The sequence below is a fragment of the Neorhizobium sp. USDA 3394 genome (assembly GCF_056280385.1).
Genome location: NZ_JBWCDU010000001.1, coordinates 2990062 through 3011556, shown reverse-complemented (window position 1 = coordinate 3011556; position 21495 = coordinate 2990062). Strand labels below are relative to the sequence as shown.

At 63.0% G+C, this 21495-nt stretch carries 20 protein-coding genes; 11 read left to right on the top strand and 9 right to left on the bottom strand.

Annotated elements, in window-relative coordinates; translation table 11 throughout:
* Position 1 precedes the first annotated feature (1 nt).
* Together ACZ9EJ_RS14860 and relB are read right to left on the bottom strand one after the other, a co-directional pair.
* Positions 2-271, bottom strand: a complete 270-nt coding sequence (locus ACZ9EJ_RS14860; RefSeq protein ID WP_046628472.1) for a type II toxin-antitoxin system RelE family toxin — start codon at positions 269-271, stop codon at positions 2-4.
* Complete coding sequence (gene relB / locus ACZ9EJ_RS14855) at positions 255-485, bottom strand: type II toxin-antitoxin system RelB family antitoxin (RefSeq protein ID WP_052754031.1); 231 nt, start codon at positions 483-485, stop codon at positions 255-257. Before relB ends, ACZ9EJ_RS14860 begins: the two co-directional genes overlap by 17 nt.
* Positions 486-629: 144 nt before the next feature.
* On the opposite strand from relB, the gene hisS reads away from it, so the two are divergent.
* From hisS to ACZ9EJ_RS14835, 4 genes are all read left to right on the top strand, one after another.
* Positions 630-2168 (top strand): histidine--tRNA ligase, encoded by a 1539-nt coding sequence (gene hisS, locus ACZ9EJ_RS14850; protein ID WP_046640975.1) that lies wholly within the window; start codon positions 630-632, stop codon positions 2166-2168.
* 204 nt (positions 2169-2372) lie between these two features.
* Positions 2373-3494, top strand: coding sequence for an ATP phosphoribosyltransferase regulatory subunit (locus ACZ9EJ_RS14845; protein ID WP_046640976.1), 1122 nt, complete (start codon positions 2373-2375; stop codon positions 3492-3494).
* Entirely contained in the window at positions 3491-4189 is a 699-nt protein-coding gene (gene hisG, locus ACZ9EJ_RS14840) for an ATP phosphoribosyltransferase (protein WP_046640977.1), read from the top strand. Before ACZ9EJ_RS14845 ends, hisG begins: the two co-directional genes overlap by 4 nt.
* A gap of 22 nt (positions 4190-4211) precedes the next feature.
* Entirely contained in the window at positions 4212-4616 is a 405-nt protein-coding gene (locus tag ACZ9EJ_RS14835) for a GFA family protein (RefSeq protein WP_046640978.1), read from the top strand.
* A gap of 65 nt (positions 4617-4681) precedes the next feature.
* On the opposite strand, the gene ACZ9EJ_RS14830 is transcribed toward ACZ9EJ_RS14835, so the two are convergent.
* Positions 4682-5131, bottom strand: a complete 450-nt coding sequence (locus ACZ9EJ_RS14830) for a DoxX family protein (protein WP_046640979.1) — start codon at positions 5129-5131, stop codon at positions 4682-4684.
* 272 nt (positions 5132-5403) lie between these two features.
* Between ACZ9EJ_RS14830 and ACZ9EJ_RS14825 the strand changes: the two genes are divergently transcribed.
* Positions 5404-5718 carry a hypothetical protein gene (locus ACZ9EJ_RS14825; RefSeq protein ID WP_052764631.1) on the top strand — a complete coding sequence of 105 codons (315 nt, stop codon included), beginning with the start codon at positions 5404-5406 and terminating at the stop codon, positions 5716-5718.
* 128 nt (positions 5719-5846) lie between these two features.
* On the opposite strand, the gene ACZ9EJ_RS14820 is transcribed toward ACZ9EJ_RS14825, so the two are convergent.
* The gene (locus ACZ9EJ_RS14820; RefSeq protein WP_251089437.1) at positions 5847-7439 is read right to left on the bottom strand and encodes a cation:proton antiporter; all 1593 of its coding nucleotides are present in this window, start codon (positions 7437-7439) and stop codon (positions 5847-5849) included.
* Positions 7440-7661: 222 nt separating this feature from the next.
* Here ACZ9EJ_RS14820 and ACZ9EJ_RS14815 point away from each other — a divergent pair, with 222 nt between their 5' ends.
* Positions 7662-9599: an elongation factor G gene (locus ACZ9EJ_RS14815; protein WP_046640980.1), complete on the top strand. Its 1938-nt coding sequence runs from the start codon at positions 7662-7664 to the stop codon at positions 9597-9599.
* Between the two features lie 111 nt (positions 9600-9710).
* On the opposite strand, the gene groL is transcribed toward ACZ9EJ_RS14815, so the two are convergent.
* Entirely contained in the window at positions 9711-11354 is a 1644-nt protein-coding gene (gene groL, locus ACZ9EJ_RS14810) for a chaperonin GroEL (RefSeq protein WP_046628488.1), read from the bottom strand.
* Positions 11355-11412: 58 nt separating this feature from the next.
* Positions 11413-11709 carry a co-chaperone GroES gene (groES, locus tag ACZ9EJ_RS14805; RefSeq protein WP_007752582.1) on the bottom strand — a complete coding sequence of 99 codons (297 nt, stop codon included), beginning with the start codon at positions 11707-11709 and terminating at the stop codon, positions 11413-11415.
* A gap of 436 nt (positions 11710-12145) precedes the next feature.
* Between groES and ACZ9EJ_RS14800 the strand changes: the two genes are divergently transcribed.
* Together ACZ9EJ_RS14800 and ACZ9EJ_RS14795 are read left to right on the top strand one after the other, a co-directional pair.
* On the top strand, positions 12146-12994 hold the full coding sequence (locus tag ACZ9EJ_RS14800) for a TIGR01459 family HAD-type hydrolase (protein WP_046628491.1): 849 nt from the start codon (positions 12146-12148) through the stop codon (positions 12992-12994).
* A 40-nt stretch (positions 12995-13034) separates the two neighbouring features.
* Entirely contained in the window at positions 13035-14015 is a 981-nt protein-coding gene (locus ACZ9EJ_RS14795; RefSeq protein ID WP_046640981.1) for a bifunctional riboflavin kinase/FAD synthetase, read from the top strand.
* A 4-nt stretch (positions 14016-14019) separates the two neighbouring features.
* Here the strand turns inward: ACZ9EJ_RS14795 and ACZ9EJ_RS14790 are convergent, their stop codons facing one another.
* On the bottom strand, positions 14020-14478 hold the full coding sequence (locus ACZ9EJ_RS14790) for a type II toxin-antitoxin system VapC family toxin (protein WP_046640982.1): 459 nt from the start codon (positions 14476-14478) through the stop codon (positions 14020-14022).
* Positions 14475-14747, bottom strand: coding sequence for a type II toxin-antitoxin system Phd/YefM family antitoxin (locus ACZ9EJ_RS14785; RefSeq protein ID WP_046640983.1), 273 nt, complete (start codon positions 14745-14747; stop codon positions 14475-14477). Before ACZ9EJ_RS14785 ends, ACZ9EJ_RS14790 begins: the two co-directional genes overlap by 4 nt.
* Before the next feature lie 280 nt (positions 14748-15027).
* On the opposite strand from ACZ9EJ_RS14785, the gene ileS reads away from it, so the two are divergent.
* Positions 15028-17943 carry an isoleucine--tRNA ligase gene (gene ileS, locus ACZ9EJ_RS14780; protein WP_046640984.1) on the top strand — a complete coding sequence of 972 codons (2916 nt, stop codon included), beginning with the start codon at positions 15028-15030 and terminating at the stop codon, positions 17941-17943.
* Positions 17944-18077: 134 nt separating this feature from the next.
* On the top strand, positions 18078-18707 hold the full coding sequence (locus ACZ9EJ_RS14775; RefSeq protein WP_046628499.1) for a hypothetical protein: 630 nt from the start codon (positions 18078-18080) through the stop codon (positions 18705-18707).
* A gap of 7 nt (positions 18708-18714) precedes the next feature.
* Here ACZ9EJ_RS14775 and ACZ9EJ_RS14770 read toward each other — a convergent pair whose 3' ends face one another.
* Entirely contained in the window at positions 18715-19170 is a 456-nt protein-coding gene (locus tag ACZ9EJ_RS14770) for a nucleoside deaminase (protein ID WP_046640985.1), read from the bottom strand.
* A 147-nt stretch (positions 19171-19317) separates the two neighbouring features.
* On the opposite strand from ACZ9EJ_RS14770, the gene ACZ9EJ_RS14765 reads away from it, so the two are divergent.
* Positions 19318-21492, top strand: a complete 2175-nt coding sequence (locus ACZ9EJ_RS14765; protein ID WP_255742867.1) for a pseudouridine synthase — start codon at positions 19318-19320, stop codon at positions 21490-21492.
* The last annotated feature ends 3 nt before the right edge of the window (positions 21493-21495 follow it).

Sequence of the window (21495 nt, the reverse complement as noted above, 5' to 3'; positions counted from 1 at the left end):
ATTAGCGATAGACCTCGCGGCGGTGGCCGATTTCGATCACCAGCACGACAAGCTTGTGGTCCTGAATGTCGCAGATGATGCGGTAGTCGCCGACGCGGTAGCGCCAGAAGTGATCAAAGCGGGGGCCTTCTAAGGCCGCTCCGAACTGGCGCGGATTTTCGAGCGGCTTGATCCGTGTGTGCAGGAAATCGCGTATGCGAGCGGACTCGCTACGTCCCATCTTCTTGAGTTGCTTGATTGCGCCGGCCTGAAACTCAATCTTCCAGACCAAGCTCGCGCTCCATCTCCTCCCAGGTATAGACCCGCTCGCCATTGCGAATGCGCTCCATGGCGGCTTCCGCGAGAGCGATGTCATGCAGGTCTTCCAGATGCTGTTCCAGGACTTCCTTCACATAGGCGTCCGGCTCGGCGCCGGCTTGCGCCGCATATTCGGCAATCAGCCTGTGCATCTCTTCCGGCATTTCGATCGTGACGCGCTTGTTCATGGCCTTTGCCCTTTCGCCGTGGCAATATATAGCATCGTGCCCGCCTCTTCACCAGCCGCCGCCCTTGCCGCTCCGGCCTCTATCCTCTAAGAAACCGCACACAAATCCGGCCTCTCCGGGGCCTTTGGCAATGGAATTCCGATCATGAGCGACAAGCAGAAGAAACCTCAGAAACTGAAAGCCCGCCTGCCGCGCGGCTTCGTCGATCGTTCCGCCGCCGATATCCATGCCACCAACGAGATGACCGCGAAAATCCGCGAGGTCTACGAGCGCTACGGTTTCGATCCGGTCGAGACGCCGCTGTTCGAATATACCGATGCGCTCGGAAAATTCCTGCCCGACAGCGACCGCCCGAACGAGGGCGTGTTTTCGCTGCAGGACGACGACGACCAGTGGATGAGCCTGCGCTACGACCTGACCGCGCCGCTCGCCCGCCATGTCGCGGAGAATTTCAACGAGATCCAGCTGCCGTTCCGCACCTACCGCGCCGGTTACGTCTTCCGCAACGAGAAGCCGGGCCCGGGCCGTTTCCGCCAGTTCATGCAGTTCGACGCCGATACGGTCGGCGCGCCGGGCGTCCAGGCGGATGCCGAAATGTGCATGATGATGGCCGATACGATGGAAGCCCTCGGCATCACGCGCGGCGATTATGTGATCCGGGTGAACAACCGCAAGGTTCTGGACGGCGTCATGGAGGCGATCGGGCTTGGCGGCGACGACAAGGCCGGCCAGCGGCTGAACGTGTTACGGGCGATTGATAAGCTCGACAAGTTCGGTCCGAAGGGCGTTGCTTTGCTGCTAGGACCTGGCCGCAGGGATGAATCCGGCGACGTCACCAAAGGGGTCGGATTGGACGATGAAACTATCGAGTTTGTAATCGCGGTCGTTACCAACCAACCCTTTGTGCTGGGACTAGGTTCGAAACCCAAAATTGACGAAATAAATGTCCGCCTTCACGCAAGTACTGCCGCCACGGAAGGCTTTGCCGAACTCAAGTTGATAGAGTCGCTTATCACAGACGCTGGCTATAATGACGGCCGGATCAAGATTGACCCGTCTTGCGTCCGCGGCCTCGAATATTACACTGGCCCGGTCTTCGAAGCCGAACTCACCTTCGACGTCACCAATGAAAAGGGTGAAAAAGTCGTGTTCGGCTCGGTCGGCGGCGGCGGTCGGTACGATGGCCTCGTCTCCCGCTTCATGGGTCAACCGGTCCCGGCAACGGGCTTTTCCATCGGTGTCTCGCGCCTGATGACCGCGCTGAAGAACCTCGGCAAGCTCGGCCAGGACGAGGTGATCGCTCCGGTCCTGGTCACCGTCATGGATGGCGATGTCGAGAGCATGGGCCGTTACCAGCGCTTCACCCAGGCGCTGCGCAACGAAGGCATCCGCGCCGAAATGTACCAGGGCAACTGGAAGAAATTCGGCAACCAGCTGAAATATGCCGACCGCCGCGGCTGCCCGATCGCCATCATCCAGGGCGGCGACGAGCGGGCGCAGGGCGTCGTGCAGCTGAAGGACCTGATCGAGGGCAAGCGCCTTTCCGGCGAGATCGAGGACAATGCGAGCTGGCGCGAGGCGCGCGTGGCGCAGGATACCGTTCCCGAGGCGGATCTGGTCGCCAAGGTGAAGGAGATCCTGGCGGCTCAGGCGGAGGATCGGAAAAGGGCGGGCGATGCGTGAGGCTTACCCCCCTCTGTCCTGCCGGACATCTCCCCCTCAAGGGGGGAGATTGGCTGGCGGCTCGCACCTCGTTTCCTCTTTGATGTCCCACTTTCCGCTGCGCCGCTTTGGAAATGGCGGTCATGCCGCTTGTGATCTCCCCACCCGAGGGGGAGATGCCCGGCAGGGCAGAGGGGGGCTTCGTGGCACGGTGGGAGCGATCCCATGCCCCTGATCGACATGCCCGACTTCTCCGCCGACCTGCTCGCCGAATTTGCCGCCCGCCGCACCGAGCGGGTCAACACACCGGTCATCCAGCCGGCCGAGCCCTTCCTCGACATGGCCGGCGAGGATCTGCGCCGTCGCATTTTCCTCACCGAGAGCGAGACCGGCGCCAATCTCTGCCTGCGGCCGGAATTCACCATTCCCGTCTGTCTGCGCCACATCGAAACGGCGACCGGCACCCCTAAACGTTATTCGTATCTCGGCGAGGTTTTCCGTCAACGCCGCGAGGGTTCGCACGAATTCTACCAGGCCGGCATCGAGGATCTCGGCGACAAGGACATCGCCAGTTCCGACGCCCGCGCCATGGGTGACGCGACCGGCATCCTGAAAGCGCTGCTGCCCGGCCGCAAGCTCGCGCTCACGCTCGGCGACCAGGCGGTGTTCGAGGCGGTGGTCAACGCGCTCGGCCTGCCGTTCGGCTGGCAGCGGCGGCTGATCCATGCGTTCGGCGACATGGCCCATCTCGAAGCGCTCTTGGAACGGCTCGCCAAGCCGCAGCCGGTCACCGGTCTCGATCCGGAGATCGCCGAACTGATCGCTTCGGACAACGAGGCTGACCTCGTGGCCCGCATCGACCGCACCATGCAGGAAACCGGTTATTCCACCAATGCCAGCCGTTCGCCGACCGAGATCGCGAGAAGGCTCAAGGAAAAGCTCGAATTGGCCGAAACCCGGCTCGACGGGACTGCTCTGCTTCTGCTGCGCGAGTTCCTGACGCTGCAATTGCCGCTCGCCGAAGCGCCCGCCGCCTTGGCCGGCTTTGCCGATGCCGCCGGCCTGAAGCTCGGCCCCGCCGTGTCCCGCTTCGATGCCCGGCTGGCGGCACTCGCCAATGCCGGTGCCGATCTTTCGGCCATGACCTACCGCGCCGCCTTCGGCCGTCCGCTCGATTATTATACTGGTCTCGTTTTCGAAGTGACCGAAGCCGGGTCGTCGGCAGTGCTTGCCGGCGGCGGCCGCTTCGACCGGCTGCTGACCCTGCTCGGCGCAAAGGAGCACATCCCGGCTGTCGGTTTCTCGCTCTGGCTCGACCGGATTGAAGCCGCGAGGGCATCCAGATGAGCACGATCACCATCGCTTTGCCCTCCAAGGGCCGTATCAAGGAAGATACCGCCGCGGTCTTCGAACGCGCCGGGCTTGCCATTTCCGCAGTCGGCAACGACCGCTCCTATCGCGGCCGCATCGAGGGCATGGAAGGCGTCGAGATCGCCTATCTCTCGGCCTCCGAGATCGCCCGTGAATTGGCCAGCGGCGCCGTCGATTTCGGCGTCACTGGCGAGGACCTGGTACGCGAAGGCATGGCCGGCGCCGACGGACGGGTGGAATTCTGCGCCCGTCTTGGCTTCGGCCAGGCGGATGTGGTCGTCGCGGTGCCGGAAATCTGGCTCGACGTCGAAACCATGGCCGACCTCGGTGACGTGGCGGCGGATTTTCGCGCCCGTCATGGCCGCCGGCTGGCCATCGCCACCAAATACTGGCGGCTGACGCAGCAGTTCTTTTCGAGCCAGCACGGCATCCAGCTCTACCGCATCGTCGAAAGCCTCGGCGCCACGGAAGGCGCGCCGGCCGCCGGCCAGGCGGATATCATCGTCGATATCACCTCGACGGGATCGACGCTCAGGGCCAACCACCTGAAGATCCTCTCGGATGGAGTGATCCTGAAATCCGAGGCCTGCCTGGTCAGGGCCCGCAAGCCGGGCCACGAGCAGGATCCGCGGATCGCCAGGATCGTTGAGGCAGTCCGCGCCGCGCTCTGAGTTCTGAAGAGGAGGAAGGACGATGCATGTAACCGGTCGATGCCATTGCGGCCATGTGACCTATGAGGCCGAACTCGACCCGAAGCGGGTCAGCATCTGCCACTGCACCGATTGCCAGACGCTGAGCGGTTCGCCGTTTCGTGTCACCGCCGTCGTCCCGGAAAGCGATCTGAAGCTCACCGGGCATGAGCCAAAGCTTTACCGCAAGGTGGCCGAGAGCGGTCGTGTCCGCCAGCAGTATTTCTGCCCCGAATGCGGCTCGCCGCTTTTCGTCAATGGCGTAGGTGAGGCGGCCAGGATCTGGGGCATCCGCTGGGGCAGCATCGACCAGCGGGCGGAGTTGAAGCCGCAGCGCCAGATCTGGTGCCGCTCGGCCGTTTCCTGGCTGCCCGAAATGGCGGACCTGCCGACAGTCCAGACCGATTGAGATCAAAAAAATACCCGCCGGACTTCTCATCCGGCGGGCAGTCTTGGGCAGGGAATTTCGAAAGCTTAGGCAGCGATTGCGACAGAACCGCGGCGGGCATCGACAGAAAATGCACCGGCGCCGACGGCGGCGAGAGCCAGGAAACCACCGGCAATCGTCAGGTTCTTCATCATCATCAAGCTGTTAAAGAGCGTCAGCAGGCCATTGGCGGCCTCCGGGAAGCTCGGGACGTTGATGGCGCCCGAATGGAAGACGAAGGCGGTGAAAGCCGAGAAGGCAGCCAGCAACAGCGCTGCGATGCGCGTCTGGAAGCCGGTCAGGACGGCAAGGCCGGTGACCAGTTCGAACAGGCCTGCGACATAGGCGAGCAGCGTGGCGGCGGGAAGGCCGGCGCCGGTGATCATGCCGGCGGTGCCGGCGGGATCGATGAGCTTCTGGAAACCGGACATGACGAACATGCCGGACAGGAGGATGCGGGCGACGAGAAGCAGGGAATTGGTAGTGGTGGTGGACATTTTAGATCTCCGGATCAGTGTCTCTGGTTGGACACGCAGGTTGAATTCTCTGGGACCGTATGTGCCCCATTTCGCCCGTATCCGGAAGATGAACAATGATTGACGGTTTGTTCGATAAAAGGAGACAATCATTGGTGCGCCAGGGCGGTGCCGTCTCCCCGCTCTGAACGGCGGAGATCTTCGAGGATGCTCCTCTTGCTGAACGCAACCTTCAGCAAAGGTTCATCGTTTCTCCTTCACCATGCGGTCACTGCCGATGAAAGGAACCCCTCATGAAGAAGATCATCATCACCGCGCTCGCCCTCCTGGTCGCATCCGCCGTTCCGAGCCTTGCTCAGACCTACCGCAGCGAGGCGCGAGAAAACCGCCAGGAATACCGCATCTATCGCGGCATGGCCCGGGGTGAACTGACGCCGCGCGAACTGCGCAACCTTGCCCGCCAGCAGCATCGCATCGACCGGGCGCAGTCCCGTGCCGGCCGTGACGGCTACATCTCCTACCGGGAGCGGCAGCGGATCGAGCGCATGCAGGACCGTGCTTCGCGCAACATCTACCGCAAGAGCAATAACGGCCGCGATATCTATTGATTACGGCTATAGAGCCTGGGTCACGGGGCGGCTTTCGGGCCGCCCTTCGCATGTAACGGAGAAAGACCTGAAACGCCGATTGCATCGGCATTTCCGCTGCTCGCCACAAATCCTGACTGGAGGGCGGATCAGCTCTCCTCGATCCTGCGCGCGTCTTCCGGCAAGACCGAAAGTTCGCGCCAGTCGATCTCCTCAAGCAGCAGATTGTATTCGTCGACGTTGACCTTGTGCACCGAGCGAAGTTTTTCGAGCTCTTCCCGCTGCGCGGCAATCGCCGTCAAGGCGAGCCGCCGGTAGGTATCGAGCGAGTTGGCGTCCTCGATGCGGGAAGCGGCCAGCTGCTCGATGCGGAACTTGGAGCGCAGCAGTTCCGCCTCCGTCTCGGTCGCGCCGTCGAGCCTCGAAAGGCCGGCGAGGGCGATCTTGCCGCGCAGGACGGCGAGTTCGCCATGCCCCTCGGCACGGCGGTCGAGGCCGAGCCAGCGGATGATGGGCGTGAGCGTCAGTCCCTGGACGACGAGGGTCGCAAGAACCACCGAAAATGCAGTCAGCACCACCACGTCGCGTTGCGGAAAGTCCATCGGCAGGGCAAAGGCGGTCGCAAGCGTCACCAGGCCGCGCATGCCGCACCAGCCCGCCAGCAACGCCTGCGTCATCGTTGCGGTTTCGGGTCTGCCGCGGCTGCGCTCGTGCCAGGCGTTGAGGCGATTGTAGCCGATGCAGACGATAAAACGGACCGCGACGACGATCACGATGGTCATTAGCGAAAACTGCGCGGCATCCCAAAGATGGTCCGCCGGCATTCCGCCGACGATGTCGCGAACCTGCATGCCCATCAGCAGGAAGGCCATGACGTTGAGCACGAAGACGACAGCGGTCCAGACAGCATAGGACTGTACCCGCATGCGGGCCGAGGAGCGCGCTTCGCTGCTTCTCGCAAGCGTCATCGCGAAGGCGACGATGGCGAGCACCGCCGAGAGGCCGAGACGTTCTGCGACGATCCAGAGAAGGAACGTCTGTACGAACTGCAGGAGGATGCCGCCGAGCGTGCCGGCAACGAACCGCATCAGGTGCCGGACCACCCGGGCGGCGAGGATGCCGAGCAGGATGCCGCCGGGGACTGCGAGGGAAAGATGCAGCGCCACACCGGTATCGAGACTGCCGGCCGATTGTACCGAAAGCGCCGCGTCGAAGATCAGCAGCGCTGCCGCATCGTTGAACAGGCTCTCGCCGCGCAGCACGGTATCGGTGGTGCGCGGGATCGACATCGACGACAGCACGGCAGTCGCAGCCGCCGCATCGGGCGGAGCGACGATCGCACCGAGCACGAGGGCTGCGGCAATCGGCAATCCCGCAAACGCCCATCCGGCAAAGGCGACGGCAGCCGCGGTTGCGCATACGCCGCCGATCGCAAAGACCAGCAGCGGCACCCAGAACCGGCGGGCGATCCCGATCGGAAAATCAAAGGCGGCGTCGAGCAGCGCCGGCGCGATGAACAGCGCAAGCGCGGTGTGCGGATCGAGCGAGATATAGGGCATGCCCGGCACCAGCGCGACCGCCGCACCCGCCAGCGCCAGCATCGACGGATAGGGCACGGAAAGCCGGCGCGAGATCTGCAGAAGCACAATCGCGACAAGCAACAGGACGAGCAGGCTCTCGAAGAAACTCATGGCGCAAGTGTAATTGCCGATAACGCCCTTGTCAGCTGTGGGTTTGCGCAATTTGCTCTCAGCATACGCACGCCGCATGCCTCGTATTGCGCCCGGATCGACCATACGGCCGCGCTTGACATATCCTCGGAGATTTCCGTACAGCTCGACATGCGCCTCCTCGGAAACCGAGAGGTTTTGCATCAAGCCATGGCCATCAGCTCATAGAGGTCCCAATGCGCCGAGTCCCTTCTCACGAAAATCACGTTCGAAATTCTGAGAAGTTGAGGGTTCATGCGCACTTTGAATCTGGGCATCCTCGCCCATGTGGACGCAGGCAAGACTAGCCTTACGGAAAGACTCCTTTTTAATGCCGGTGTGATCGACAGGCTGGGCAGCGTCGATACCGGCGATACGCAAACCGATAGCCTCGAGATCGAGCGCCAGCGCGGAATCACCATTCGCGCTGCGGTCGTGTCCTTTACGATTGGCGACACGGCCATCAACCTCGTCGATACGCCCGGCCATCCCGATTTCATTGCCGAGGTCGAGCGGATACTTGGATTGCTGGACGCTGCGGTCGTCGTCGTTTCGGCGGTCGAGGGCGTGCAGGCGCAGACCCGCGTATTGGTGCGGGCGTTGCAGCGCCTCGCCGTGCCGTTCGTCTTCTTCATCAACAAGGTCGATCGCTTAGGCGCGCAATATGACCGAGTGCTGGAGGACATCGCCCGCCAGCTGCCGGTTCGGCCGATCGCGATGTCGACCGTCATCGACCCCGGCAGCAAGCTTGTACGGGTAGAGACACTCGACCTGCGCACCGAACCGTCCTTCACAGTGCTGAGTGAAACGCTGGCGGAAAACGACGACGCATTGCTCGGCGACTATCTCATGGCCCCGGATCGTCTGACCGCCGGAAGGCTCGGACACTCTCTGGCCGATCAGGTCTCCAGGGGCCTGGTGCACCCCGCATTCGCAGGAGCCGCGATGACCGGCGTCGGCCTGCCAGCGCTGACATCGGCCATCACGACGCTGCTGCCCAGCCGCGGGCGCGACCCGGGCGGTCCGATCGCCGGGAGGATATTCAAGATCGAGCGCGGGTGGGGCGGCGAAAAACTTTCTTACATATATCTCGCATCCGGCACGATCCAGCTCCGGCAATACCTGGATCTGCCCCGGGGCCCGGCAAGGGTGACCGGAATCCACGTCTTCGAGGCTGGCGGGGTTCATCCCGTCGCCAGTTTCCACGCCGGGCAGGTCGCTCGCGTCAGTGGCCTCGCCAGCGCCCGGATTGGGGATGCGGTGGGAGACGATCTGCTTTCCGGTGGCCGGTCCCACTTTGCTCCGCCCACCCTTGAAACCCGTGTGCTGGCCAGGCGCCCTTCCGACAATGCGGCCCTCTGGCTGGCGTTGAACCAGTTGGCCGAACAGGATCCGCTGATCAACCTGCGCCGCAACGACGACGCCAACGAAGTCTTCGTGTCGCTCTATGGCGAGGTGCAGAAGGAGGTCATCCAATCGACCTTGCTAACGGATTTCGGTATCGAGGCGGTGTTCGAGGAGAGCACGGTTATCTGTGTGGAAAGGCTTGTCGGAACCGGTGCAGGCCTCGAGATCCTCTTCAAGGAACCCAATCCCTACATGGCGACAGTCGGGCTGCGCGTCGAGCCACGACCGGAAGGGGCCGGCAACAGCTTCGCGTTGGAAGTGGACGTGGGCCAGATGCCCGCAAGCTTCTATCGGGCGGTCGAGGACACCGTGTCCGAAACGCTGAAGCAGGGCCCTTTCGGCTGGCAGATCATCGATTGCCACGTCGCCATGACCGCGGCCCGGCACAGTTCACCGGTGAGCACTGCCGCCGATTTCCGGCAGTTGACGCCGCTGGTACTGGCAGCGGCTCTGTCGGCAGCGCAGACCGTCGTCTGCGAGCCGATCGACCGCTTTTACCTCGAGGTGCCTGTCACGGCTTTAAGCGGTCTGCACACCCTGCTTGCGAAATCCGGTGCGATAACCAGGGATTCCGTGATTGCAAACGGGGTGGCCCGGCTGGAAGGCACGATAGCATCCACGATGACTCAAGGCGTTCTGCAACAATTGCCGGGGCTGACAAGCGGCATGGGGACGATGGAATATTCCTTTGATCACTATGCCCGGATGGCTGGTCCGCCTCGTTCGCGCCAACGTTCGGGCGCCGATCCGTTCAATGCCGCCGAATATCTGCTGCGCTTGCGCTGAAACCGGTTCATCGATCGGGTAGCCCGCAAGCCATCGACAAACAAAAAGGGCGACCCGAGGGCCGCCCTTTCCGAACTGAACCGGCTGGCTCAGATGCGAGACCCGGAGGTCTTACATCATGTCCATGCCGCCCATTCCGCCCATGCCGCCAGGCATGCCGCCGCCGGCAGCTTCCTTCTTCGGAAGTTCGGCGATCATGGCTTCGGTGGTGATCAGCAGCGAAGCAACCGAAGCTGCGTTCTGCAGGGCGGTACGAACGACCTTGAGCGGGTCGACGATACCCATGGTGATCATGTCGCCATATTCAGACGTCTGGGCGTTGTAGCCGTAGTTGTCTTCGTTCTTTTCGAGGATCTTGCCGACCACGATGGAGGCTTCGTCACCAGCGTTTTCAGCGATCTGGCGAACCAGCGACTGCAGAGCGCGGCGAACGATGTTGATGCCGGCTTCCTGGTCGTCGTTGGCACCCTTTGCGGCGATCTTCGTGGAAGAACGCAGCAGGGCAACGCCGCCGCCCGGTACGATGCCTTCCTGAACGGCAGCGCGCGTCGCGTTGAGGGCGTCGTCGATGCGGTCCTTCTTTTCCTTGACTTCGACTTCCGTCGAGCCGCCGACGCGGATCACGGCAACGCCGCCAGCGAGCTTGGCAAGACGTTCCTGCAGCTTTTCGCGGTCGTAGTCGGAAGTGGTTTCCTCGATCTGGGCCTTGATCTGACCAACGCGGCCTTCGATGTCGGCCTTGGAGCCGGCGCCGTCGACGATCGTGGTGTTTTCCTTGGAGATCGAGACCTTCTTGGTGCGGCCGAGCATGTCGAGCGTGACATTTTCGAGCTTGATGCCGAGGTCTTCGGAGATGACAGTGCCGCCCGTCAGGATGGCGATGTCTTCGAGCATGGCCTTGCGGCGGTCGCCGAAGCCCGGAGCCTTGACGGCAGCGATCTTGAGGCCGCCACGCAGCTTGTTGACGACGAGCGTTGCAAGAGCTTCGCCTTCGACGTCTTCAGCGATGATGAGGAGCGGCTTGCCGGTCTGAACGACGGCTTCGAGAACCGGGAGCATCGCCTGCAGGTTCGAGAGCTTCTTCTCGTGGAGGAGAATGAAAGCGTCGTCGAGGTCGGCGACCATCTTTTCCGGGTTGGTGACGAAGTAGGGCGACAGGTAGCCGCGGTCGAACTGCATGCCTTCGACGACTTCGAGTTCGGTTTCGGCGGTCTTGGCTTCTTCAACCGTGATGACGCCTTCATTGCCGACCTTCTGCATGGCTTCAGCAATGTCGAGACCGACCTGCTTGTCGCCGTTTGCGGAGATCGTGCCGACCTGTGCGACTTCTTCCGAGGTCGAGATCTTCTTGGCCTTGGCCTGGAGATCCTTGACGACGTCAGCAACGGCGAGATCGATACCGCGCTTCAGGTCCATCGGGTTCATGCCGGCTGCAACGGCCTTGTTGCCTTCGCGAACGATCGCCTGGGCAAGAACGGTAGCAGTCGTGGTGCCGTCGCCGGCGATGTCGTTGGTCTTCGAAGCAACTTCGCGGACCATCTGGGCGCCCATGTTCTCGAACTTGTCGTCAAGTTCGATTTCCTTGGCGACCGATACGCCGTCCTTGGTGATGCGCGGCGCGCCGAACGACTTGTCGATGATGACGTTGCGGCCCTTCGGGCCGAGCGTTACCTTGACTGCGTCAGCGAGAATGTCGACGCCGCGCAGCATCTTTTCGCGCGCGGTGCGGCCGAACTTGATTTCTTTAGCTGCCATTTTGATAACTCCTGAAAAGGGGTGTCAGCGATATTTCAGTGAAAGCAACCGACTGAGATCAGCCGATGATGCCCATGATGTCGGATTCCTTCATGATCAGAAGGTCTTCGCCATCGAGCTTGACTTCGGTGCCCGACCACTTGCCGAACAGGACGCGGTCGCCTGCCTTGACGTCGAGAGCGGTGATGTTGCCCTTGTCGTCGCGGGTGCCGGTGCCGACGGCGACGATTTCGCCTTCCTGCGGCTTTTCCTTGGCGGTATCAGGAATGATGATGCCGCCCTTGGTCTTGGCTTCGGATTCGACGCGACGAACAACGACGCGGTCGTGAAGGGGGCGGAAATTGGTGCTTGCCATTGTCTAATCCCTCGATCAAATGACATGGACGGGTTGAAACCCGTATCTCGGTGCTGTTAGCACTCCCGCTTGGAGAGTGCCAGCCGCGTCGAGATAAGGTCGGCCGGCGAATGAGTCAAGAACGGCCGTAAAATTTTCGAGCCGGCTCGGAACCTCATGTGAAATACGCTTAACGATACGGATGCTGGGCCGCGCCTGCGTCTGGCGGAACTGACGGCCGCTTGCCGGCCACATCGGGTTTTCGGTTTAGGCCACCTCTCCGTGGCAGGTCGGCATGTTGCACCGGACTTTGGTGGAAGAAAGGCGCCGGGGCGTTGGAGGGCAGTATGCGGTTGCGGACGCCGACGACGCCGTTGCGGCTTTTCTCCCGAATATCTCTTGTAATCCTGAACCGGGTTTGTCATGTGACCCGGGACTTGCGAGATGGGAAGGTTACATGGCAAAGCGCATCGGCAATCTGAGCGAAGTGATCGGCGACTACGACGTGGTTCTTTCGGACGTCTGGGGTGTGGTTCACAACGGTGTCGAGGCTTTCCAGCATTCCTGCAAGGCGCTCGCCGCGGCCCGCGAAGCCGGCGCCACGGTGGTGCTGATCACCAATTCGCCGCGCACGGCACCCGGCGTCATCGAGCAGATGCGCACGCTCGGCGTTCCCGACGGCACCTATGACCGGATCGTCACATCCGGCGACGTCACCCAGCACCTGATCGTCGACGGCCCGAAAAAGGTCTTCCTGATCGGTCCCGAACGCGACCTCAACCTGTTCGACGGGCTCGGCGTCGAGGTGGTCTCCGCCGACGAAGCCGAATGCATCGTCTGCACCGGCTTTTTCGACGACGAGAAGGAAGTACCGGAAGATTATACCGACATGCTGGCGGCGTTTGCCAAGCGCGACGTGCCGTTCATCTGTGCCAACCCGGATCTCGTCGTCGAGCGCGGCCACAAGATCATCCCCTGCGCCGGCGCGGTGGCGGCCTATTACGAAGAGTTCGGCGGCAAGACCCGCGTCGCCGGCAAGCCGCACCGCCCGATCTACGAGGCGACGATCGAAGCGGCCCGCGAAGTGCGCGGCGATTTCCCGATGAACCGGGTACTGGCGATCGGCGACGGCATGCCGACCGACGTGCGCGGCGCGCTCGCATACGGCCTCGACCTCCTTTATATCAGCGCGGGCATCCATGTCGCGGAATACACCGTCAACGGCCAGACCGACGAGGCGATCCTCAACGCCTGGCTGAAGCGGGAAAATGCCGCGCCGAAATACTGGATGCCGCGCCTCGCATAGCCCCTGGGGCCTCAATCGCGCCTGAACCGGAACCCGCTGCATGACTGTCTTCCACCGCAACGAGAAGAAGGAACCGCTGCCCGAGGAACTGAAGGGCGGCGTCATCGCCATCGGCAATTTCGATGGCGTGCACCGCGGCCATCGCAGCGTGCTGGAGCGCGCGCTGGCTCTTGCCGAACAGCGCGGGGTGCCCGCCCTTGTGCTGACCTTCGAGCCGCATCCGCGCACGGTTTTCCGCTCGGAAGAACCGGTCTTCCGCCTGACGCCGGCGCCGCTCAAGGCTCGCCTGCTCGAGGCCATGGGCTTCCGCTCGGTAATCGAATATCCCTTTACCCCCGAGTTCGCGACCCGCTCGGCGGAAGAGTTCATCCAGACCATTCTCGTGGATTGGCTGGCAGCGAGCGCCGTCGTCACCGGCTTCGACTTTCATTTCGGCAAGGGCAGGGAGGGCGGACCGGCCTTCCTGATGGCATCGGGCGCCAAGCACGGTTTCAACGTGCAGCTGGTCGATGCCTTCCGTGACGAAAATGCCGACGTGATCTCCTCCAGCCGTATCCGCGATCTGCTGGCGGAGGGCGATGTCTCCGCCGCGGCCGGCCTGCTCGGTTATCGCTATACGGTCGAGGCGGAAGTGATCGACGGCGAAAAGCTCGGCCGCCAGCTCGGCTTCCCGACCGCCAACATGCAGCTTCCCCCCGAAGCCGAATTGAAGTCCGGCATCTATGCCGTACGCTTCCGCCGCCCCGACGGCACGCTTTTCGACGGTGTCGCCAGCTACGGCCGCCGCCCGACGGTCACCGAAAACGGCGCGCCGTTGCTGGAAACCTACCTCTTCGATTTCTCCGGCAGCCTTTACGGCGAAACCTGTTCCGTTTCCTTCTTCGGCCACCTGCGCGACGAACTGAAATTCGACGGCCTGGATGCGCTGGTCGTGCAGATCAAGCGGGATGAGGAAGAGGCACGGGCGCTGCTGTCCGGTGTGAGGCCGCTGGGCGAAGTGGACGCCAAGATCGCGTTTTGAGGGGTTAGCGGCGGCTCAGCGGAAACCGCTCGGGATCGTCCTGCCACGGATCGAAGATTGCAGCGCCCGAAGGGCGGATGTCTTTCACGTTTCGCGTGGCGAGATAGAGATTATGCTCGATCCCCGTCGCGGCAAACAGCGTATCGATCACCGGCGGCGCGTGGCCGGTTGCCTGCTTCACCCTTCCGGATATCGCGCCCCACCGCCTGACGATCGCGTCGCTGACGGAAAGGGTCCGGCCGGCAAATCTGTTTTCGAGCGCATCACGGGCTGCCGCATAACGATAGCGGTTTTCGTCATCCGGCGGCAGGTTTTCGATACCCTTGTCATATTCCGCCAAGGTCAGGATGCTGATGAAGAAACGGTCCTCATCTTGTCCGGCGGCCCAGCGTTTGACCGAAGGCGCACCGTTCGGATTGATCAGGGCTGCGATGACATTGGTATCCAGCAGCCAGCCGATCACAACTCGATATCCCGGCCGCGATCCGCTTCCCGCTCGAGGTCCAGCGTGTCCAGCCCCAGGCCTTCCATGAACTCGACGAAGGGTTTTTTAGGCGCGGCTCTGGTCAACCTCTCCAGTTCGTCAGTGCTGATGACCACGACGCTGTCACGCCCCCGCACGGTCACACGCTGAGGTCCGTCGCTATGCGCGCGTCTCACCACCTCGCTGAAGCGTGCCTTGGCATCCTCCAGCTTCCAGCTATTGTCGTGAGCGGTGGGTTTGCCCGGCATGAAAACCTCCGACTAGTCAGCTAGTCAGATATACTCTCCGGGAGTTTGAAAGTCTAGGACGACATCTTGGTTTTGCCCCTTCCTTTCCGCCGCAAAAACCCTTAAGAACCGCCACCATGAAAAAATTCCGGCTGGCCCAGATCATTCGAATTATAGGCCCGGCCTTCCGCGCGCTGTAAGAGCGGCCGGAGGGTCCGGGTTTTTGGCGCTTGATGAGCGCCTTCCGCCAGCGAATTTTCATCGAGATGCGCCCCGTCGCGGCGCCAGGACGATTGATCCCATGACCGATACCGCCGAAAAACTCGACTATTCGAAGACCCTCTATCTGCCCGAAACCGATTTCCCGATGCGCGCAGGCCTGCCGCAGAAGGAGCCGGAACTGGTCGCCCGCTGGCAGCAGATGGACCTCTACAAGCAGCTCCGCGCCTCCGCCGCCGGCCGCGAAAAGTTCGTGCTGCATGACGGCCCGCCCTATGCCAACGGCAATATCCATATCGGCCACGCGCTGAACAAGATCCTGAAGGACGTCATCACCCGCTCGTTCCAGATGCGCGGTTATGACTCCAACTATGTTCCGGGCTGGGATTGCCACGGTCTTCCGATCGAATGGAAGATCGAGGAAAAATATCGCGAGAAGGGTAAGAACAAGGACGAGATTCCGGTCAACGAATTCCGCCAGGAATGCCGCGAATTCGCCGCCGGCTGGATTAAGGTCCAGGCGGAAGAATTCAAGCGCCTCGGCATCGTCGGCGATTTTGAAAACCCGTACCTGACGATGAATTTTCACGCCGAGAGCCGCATCGCCGGCGAACTGCTGAAGATCGCCCAGAGCGGCCAGCTTTATCGCGGCTCCAAGCCGATCATGTGGTCGGTCGTCGAGCGCACCGCGCTGGCTGAGGCCGAGGTCGAGTATCACGACTACGAGAGTGACACGATCTGGGTGAAGTTCCCGGTTCGGATGGTCTTCCGGCAAAATGAACAAGCGAACATGGACTTGCTTTCTGCCAGTGTTGTCATCTGGACGACAACGCCCTGGACCATCCCCGGCAACCGGGCAATCTCCTATTCGCCAAAGATCGCCTATGGCCTTTACGAGGTTACGGTTGCCGAGAACGACTTTGGCCCGCGTCCTGGTGAGAAGCTGATCTTTGCCGATGCATTGGCGGAGGATTCCTTCAAGAAGGCCAAGCTTGAATACAAGCGCCTGCGTGACGTCACATCCGAACAGTTGGCTGGAATCTCCTGCGATCACCCACTTCATGGGCTCGGTGGCGGCTACGACTTCATCGTCCCCCTCCTCGCCGGCGATCACGTCACCGATGATGCCGGCACCGGTTTTGTCCACACCGCCCCCTCCCACGGTCGCGAGGACTTCGAGGCCTGGACGCATCACGCCCGTGAGCTGGAAGCGCGCGGCATCGAGACGAAAATCCCGTTCCCGGTCGACGACGCCGGTGCCTACACGGCCGATGCCCCCGGTTTCGAGGGCGCCCGCGTCATGGACGACAACGGCAAGAAGGGCGATGCCAACGACCGCGTCATCAAGGCGCTGATCGAGCGAAACGCGCTGTTTGCCCGCGGCCGCCTCAAGCATCAGTATCCGCATTCCTGGCGGTCGAAGAAGCCGATCATCTTCCGCAACACGCCGCAGTGGTTCGTCTACATGGACAAGACGCTGGCCGACGGCACCACGCTGCGCTCGCGGGCGCTCAACGCGATCGACGACACGCGTTTCGTGCCATCAGCCGGCCAGAACCGCCTGCGCGCCATGATCGAGCAGCGCCCGGACTGGGTGCTGTCCCGTCAGCGCGCCTGGGGCGTGCCGATCTGCGTCTTCGTGGACGAAGAGGGCGAGATCCTTCAGGACGAAGCGGTCAACAAGCGCATCCTCGAAGCCTTCGATCTCGAAGGTGCCGATGCCTGGTTCGCCGAGGGTGCGCGCGAGCGCTTCCTCGGCTCCCGCGCCAATGAAGGCTGGACGCAGGTGATGGACATCCTCGATGTCTGGTTCGACTCGGGCTCGACCCACACCTTCACGCTCGAAGACCGGCCGGACCTTAAATGGCCGGCCGACGTCTATCTGGAAGGCTCCGACCAGCATCGCGGCTGGTTCCATTCCTCGCTTCTGGAATCCGCCGCCACCCGCGGCCGGGCGCCCTATGACACGGTCGTCACCCATGGCTTCACCATGGATGAGAAGGGCCAGAAGATGTCGAAGTCGCTCGGCAATGTCGTGGCTCCGCAGGACGTCATGAAGGATGCCGGCGCCGATATCCTCCGCCTCTGGGTGATGACGACCGACTATTGGGAAGACCAGCGCCTCGGCAAGACGATCATCCAGACCAATGTCGATGCGTATCGCAAGCTGCGCAACACGATCCGCTGGATGCTCGGCACGCTCGCCCATGACGAGGGCGAGGAGATCGCCTATGCCGATCTGCCGGAACTCGAAAAGCTGATGCTGCACCGTCTCGCCGAGCTCGATAAGCTCGTGCGCGAGGGTTATGACGCCTTCGAGTTCAAGAAGATCGCCCGGGCGCTGATCGACTTCTCCAATATCGAGTTGTCGGCCTTCTATTTCGACATCCGCAAGGATGCGCTTTATTGCGACGCGCCGTCGTCGCTGCGCCGCCGTGCCGCTCTCGCCGTCATCCGCAAGATCTTCGACTGCACGGTGACCTGGCTTGCGCCCATGCTGCCGTTCACCACCGAGGAATCCTGGCTGTCGCGCAACCCGAACGCCGTCTCGGTGCATCTGGAGCAGTTCCCGACGGTTCCGGCCGAGTGGAAAAACGAGGCGGTCGCCGAGAAATGGGCGCAGATCCGCAAGGTGCGCTCGGTTGTCACAGGCGCGCTCGAAATCGAGCGCAAGGACAAGCGGATCGGCTCTTCGCTGGAGGCCGCTCCGGTCGTGTATGTCAACGATCCGGAGTTGATGAGGGCGCTGGAAGGTCAGGAATTCGAAGAGACCTGCATCACCTCGGGTATCGCGATTGTTGCGGGAGAGGCGCCTGAGAGCGCCTTCCGACTGCCGGAAGTGCAGGGCGTCGCCGTCGATCCGAAGCTCGCCGAAGGCACCAAATGTGCCCGCTCGTGGCGGGTGACGACCGATGTCGGCTCGGATGCGGCCTATCCGGACGTATCTGCGCGTGACGCTGCCGCATTGCGCGAACTGGCGGCTCTCGGCCGGCTCTGATGGTTGAAAGTCACCGGATGATTGCGCTTTAAGCAATCATCCGGTAAAACCGCCTGAAATTGGCCGGATTTTCCGGCCATCAGGCGTTTGAGTGTGTCTGAGGCGTCAGGACGGGCGCCGCTGGAAGGGTTTTGATGAAAGCGACATATGCGTTTCGTGTCGGCATGGGCGTGGCCGGCGTCCTCGCCTCGACATTGACCCTTTCGGGCTGCATCGGCGGCCCGACCTACGGCACTGACAAGACGGCCATGGAGCAGCTGACAGACGACCTCGGTCAGTCCGTCTCGCTGGGTGGCAAGAGCGCCGAAGCGAAAGCTGGCCTGAAATACAACCCGCGTCCTTCGCTGGTTGTCGCCAAGGGTCAGGACCAGACGCTGCCGACACCCCAGCAATCGCTGGCGAACCGCGAAAGCAACCCCAACTGGGTCGAATCTCCGGAAGAAACCCGCAAGCGTCTGCGTGACGAAGCGGCGGCTCACGAGAACGATCCCAACTATCGCTCACCGCTACTCGCGGGCAGCGGCCAGGCCGGTCAGATGACCGAAACGGAAAAGTGGGAAGCCTTCCGCAAGGCCAAGGAAAACGCCGAGACCGTCAGCGTCACCGGGCGCCGTCGTTCGCTCGCCGAGCCGCCGGCGGAGTTCCGTTCGGCGGATGCGGCTGCCCTGTCGGATGTCGGCGAGCCCGAAAGCCAGAAGGAAAAGCGCCGCAAGGCGCAAGCCGCGGAAGCCAAGAAGGGCAGCGACTGGTGGAAGCTCTTCTAAGCTTGGCTTAGTTCTCTCTTTTCGATCTGAAAAAGCCGGTGAGCAGAATCGCGGCCTCGCTTTCGCCGAGGCCGGAATAGACTTCCGGCGCATGATGGCAGGTCGGCTGGGCAAAGAAGCGCACGCCGTTGTCCACCGCTCCGCCCTTAGGGTCCTCCGCGCCGTAATAGAGCCGCCGGATGCGCGCAAACGAGATCGCCGCCGCGCACATGGTGCAGGGTTCGAGCGTCACGTAAAGGTCTGCACCTGACAGCCGCTCCTGTCTAAGGGCGGCCGCGGCATCCCGGATGACGGCGATTTCGGCATGGGCGGTAACGTCGTTTTCGGCGCGGGTCCGGTTTCCGGAGCGGGCGACGATAACGCCGTCGATGACCAGAACGGCGCCGATCGGAACCTCGCCGCGGGCGGCCGCGTCTTTGGCTTCCGCAAGCGCTGCGTCCATGAACCCATCGGTGTTAGGCATTTCGGCGATTTCCTCTTAACCCGGATCGCGCGAACTGGTAGGAAGCATCCAACTGGACGCCCGGCTGCGGGCACGAATCCATCTCAGTCAACACGAACAAGAATGTCCGGATCGCTCCGTAGACATCACGCTTCAGGCAAACAACAAATGAATTCCAAAGACAAGCCGAAGCGCGGCGAAGGCAAGACTTTCGTTCGCGAAACCAAACCGAGAGCCGCTCCGAAGGCCGGCGCTGGCGGCAAGGCGGGCTTTTCCGCCAAGGAGGGCCTAGCGCCCCGGAAGAGTTCCGCAGCCAAGAGTGGCGCTGAAAAGGCGGCAAAGCCCGTCCGCAAGCTGCCGCCGGCCCCGGAAACCATGGAGGCCGAAGGCAAGCCCGAGCGCATCTCCAAGATCCTCGCACGCGTCGGCGTCGCGTCGCGCCGCGATATCGAGCGGATGATCATGGAAGGCCGGGTCAGCCTGAACGGCAAGGTCCTCGATACCCCGGTCGTCAACGTGACGCTGGCCGACAAGATCGAAGTCGACGGCATGCCGATCCGCGGCATCGAGCGCACCCGCCTCTGGCTCTACCACAAGCCGGCCGGCCTGGTGACCACCAATTCCGATCCGGAAGGCCGCGCGACCGTCTTCGACAACCTGCCCGAAGGCCTGCCGCGGGTGCTCTCCATCGGCCGCCTCGACATCAATACCGAAGGCCTGCTGCTGCTGACCAACGATGGCGGCCTGTCGCGCGTGCTGGAACTGCCGACCACCGGCTGGCTGCGCCGTTACCGCGTGCGCGCCCATGGCGAAATCAAGCAGGAGGAACTGGATAAGCTGAAGGAGGGCATCGCTGTCGAAGGCGTGCTCTACGGCTCGATCGACGCGACGCTCGACCGCACCCAGGGCAGCAACGTCTGGATCACCATGGGTCTTCGCGAAGGCAAGAACCGCGAGATCAAGAACGTGCTCGGCGCGCTCGGCCTCGAGGTCAACCGCCTGATCCGCATTTCCTACGGACCGTTCCAGCTCGGGGACCTGCCGGAAGGCGAGGTGGTGGAAGTGCGGGGCCGCATGCTGCGCGACCAGCTCGGGCCGCGCCTGATCGAGGAATCCAAGGCGAATTTCGACGCGCCGATCTATACCGAGACCGCCGCTGACGAGGAAGAGAAACCCGTCCGCTCGGCTCGTGCCGAGAACTCGGAATGGGCGGCAAGACCGGAGCGGAGCGAACGCCCGCGCGCCGGCAAGCCGGAGGACCGGCGCGAAAAGGCGCCCGGCCGTTTGGATACCAAGCGCGACGACCGTAAGTTCGCCGACAAGCCGCGTGGCGCAAAACCGTTCGCCAGTCGCGCTGAGGACGAGGACGACCGGCCGAAGAAGCGCCCGCCGATCGGCACCAGCCGTACAGCGAATGTCTGGATGGCGCCGGGCGCCCGCCCGACGACGGAAAACAAGACCCGCAAATCCTCCGCCCGTGCCGAGGCCGAACAGCTTTTCAAGAAGCCCACGCCGCAGAACGACCGGCCGGTCATCGTCAACCGCGCCGAAGAGGACCGCGACTGGATCCGCGCCGACGGCCCCGACAAACCGGAAAAGGGCGATTTCGGCCGCAAGAAATCCTTCAGCGATCGCCCGGATCGTGGCGACCGTCCCTTTGGCGACAAGCCCAGAGGTGACCGCAAACCGCGCGAAGACGGCGACCGCCCCCGGACGAAATCCTTCTCCGGCGACGCTCGCTCGGAACGTCCGCGTGGCGAGCGTTCCTTCGGCGACAAACCCCGCGGCGACCGCCCGTTCGGCGACAAGCCGAGAGGCGACCGCCCGTTTGCTGACCGCAAGCCACGCGCCGATGGTGACCGCCCTGCACGCTCCTTCGGCGAAGGCCGTTCCGAGCGTCCTTCCGGTGACCGTCCGCCCCGTGGCGACCGTCCGTTCGGCGACAAGCCGAGGGGCGAACGCTCTTTCGGTGACAGGCCCAGAGGCGAACGTCCGTTCGGCGACCGCAAGCCGCGCGAGGATGGCGAGCGTCCCGCACGGTCCTTCTCCGCAGGCGAGGGCCGCTCCGAGCGTCCGCGCAGCGACCGGCCGTTCACGGATCGGCCTCCGCGTGGTGATCGTCCCGCAGGTGACCGCCCCGCCGGCGACAGGCCGCGCGGTGGAAAACCTGGCGGCAAGCCCTTCGGCGCAAAGCCGGGCGGCGGCAAGAGCTTTGGCGGAAAGCCTTCCGGAGGCCGTGGGAAACCGGCGGGCGCCGGTGGCAAGCCCGGGGGCAAGCCTGGTGGCCGGCCCGCCTCGGGCGGACGCCCGGCCGGCGGCAAGCCGCGCACGCCGAGAGGGTAACGC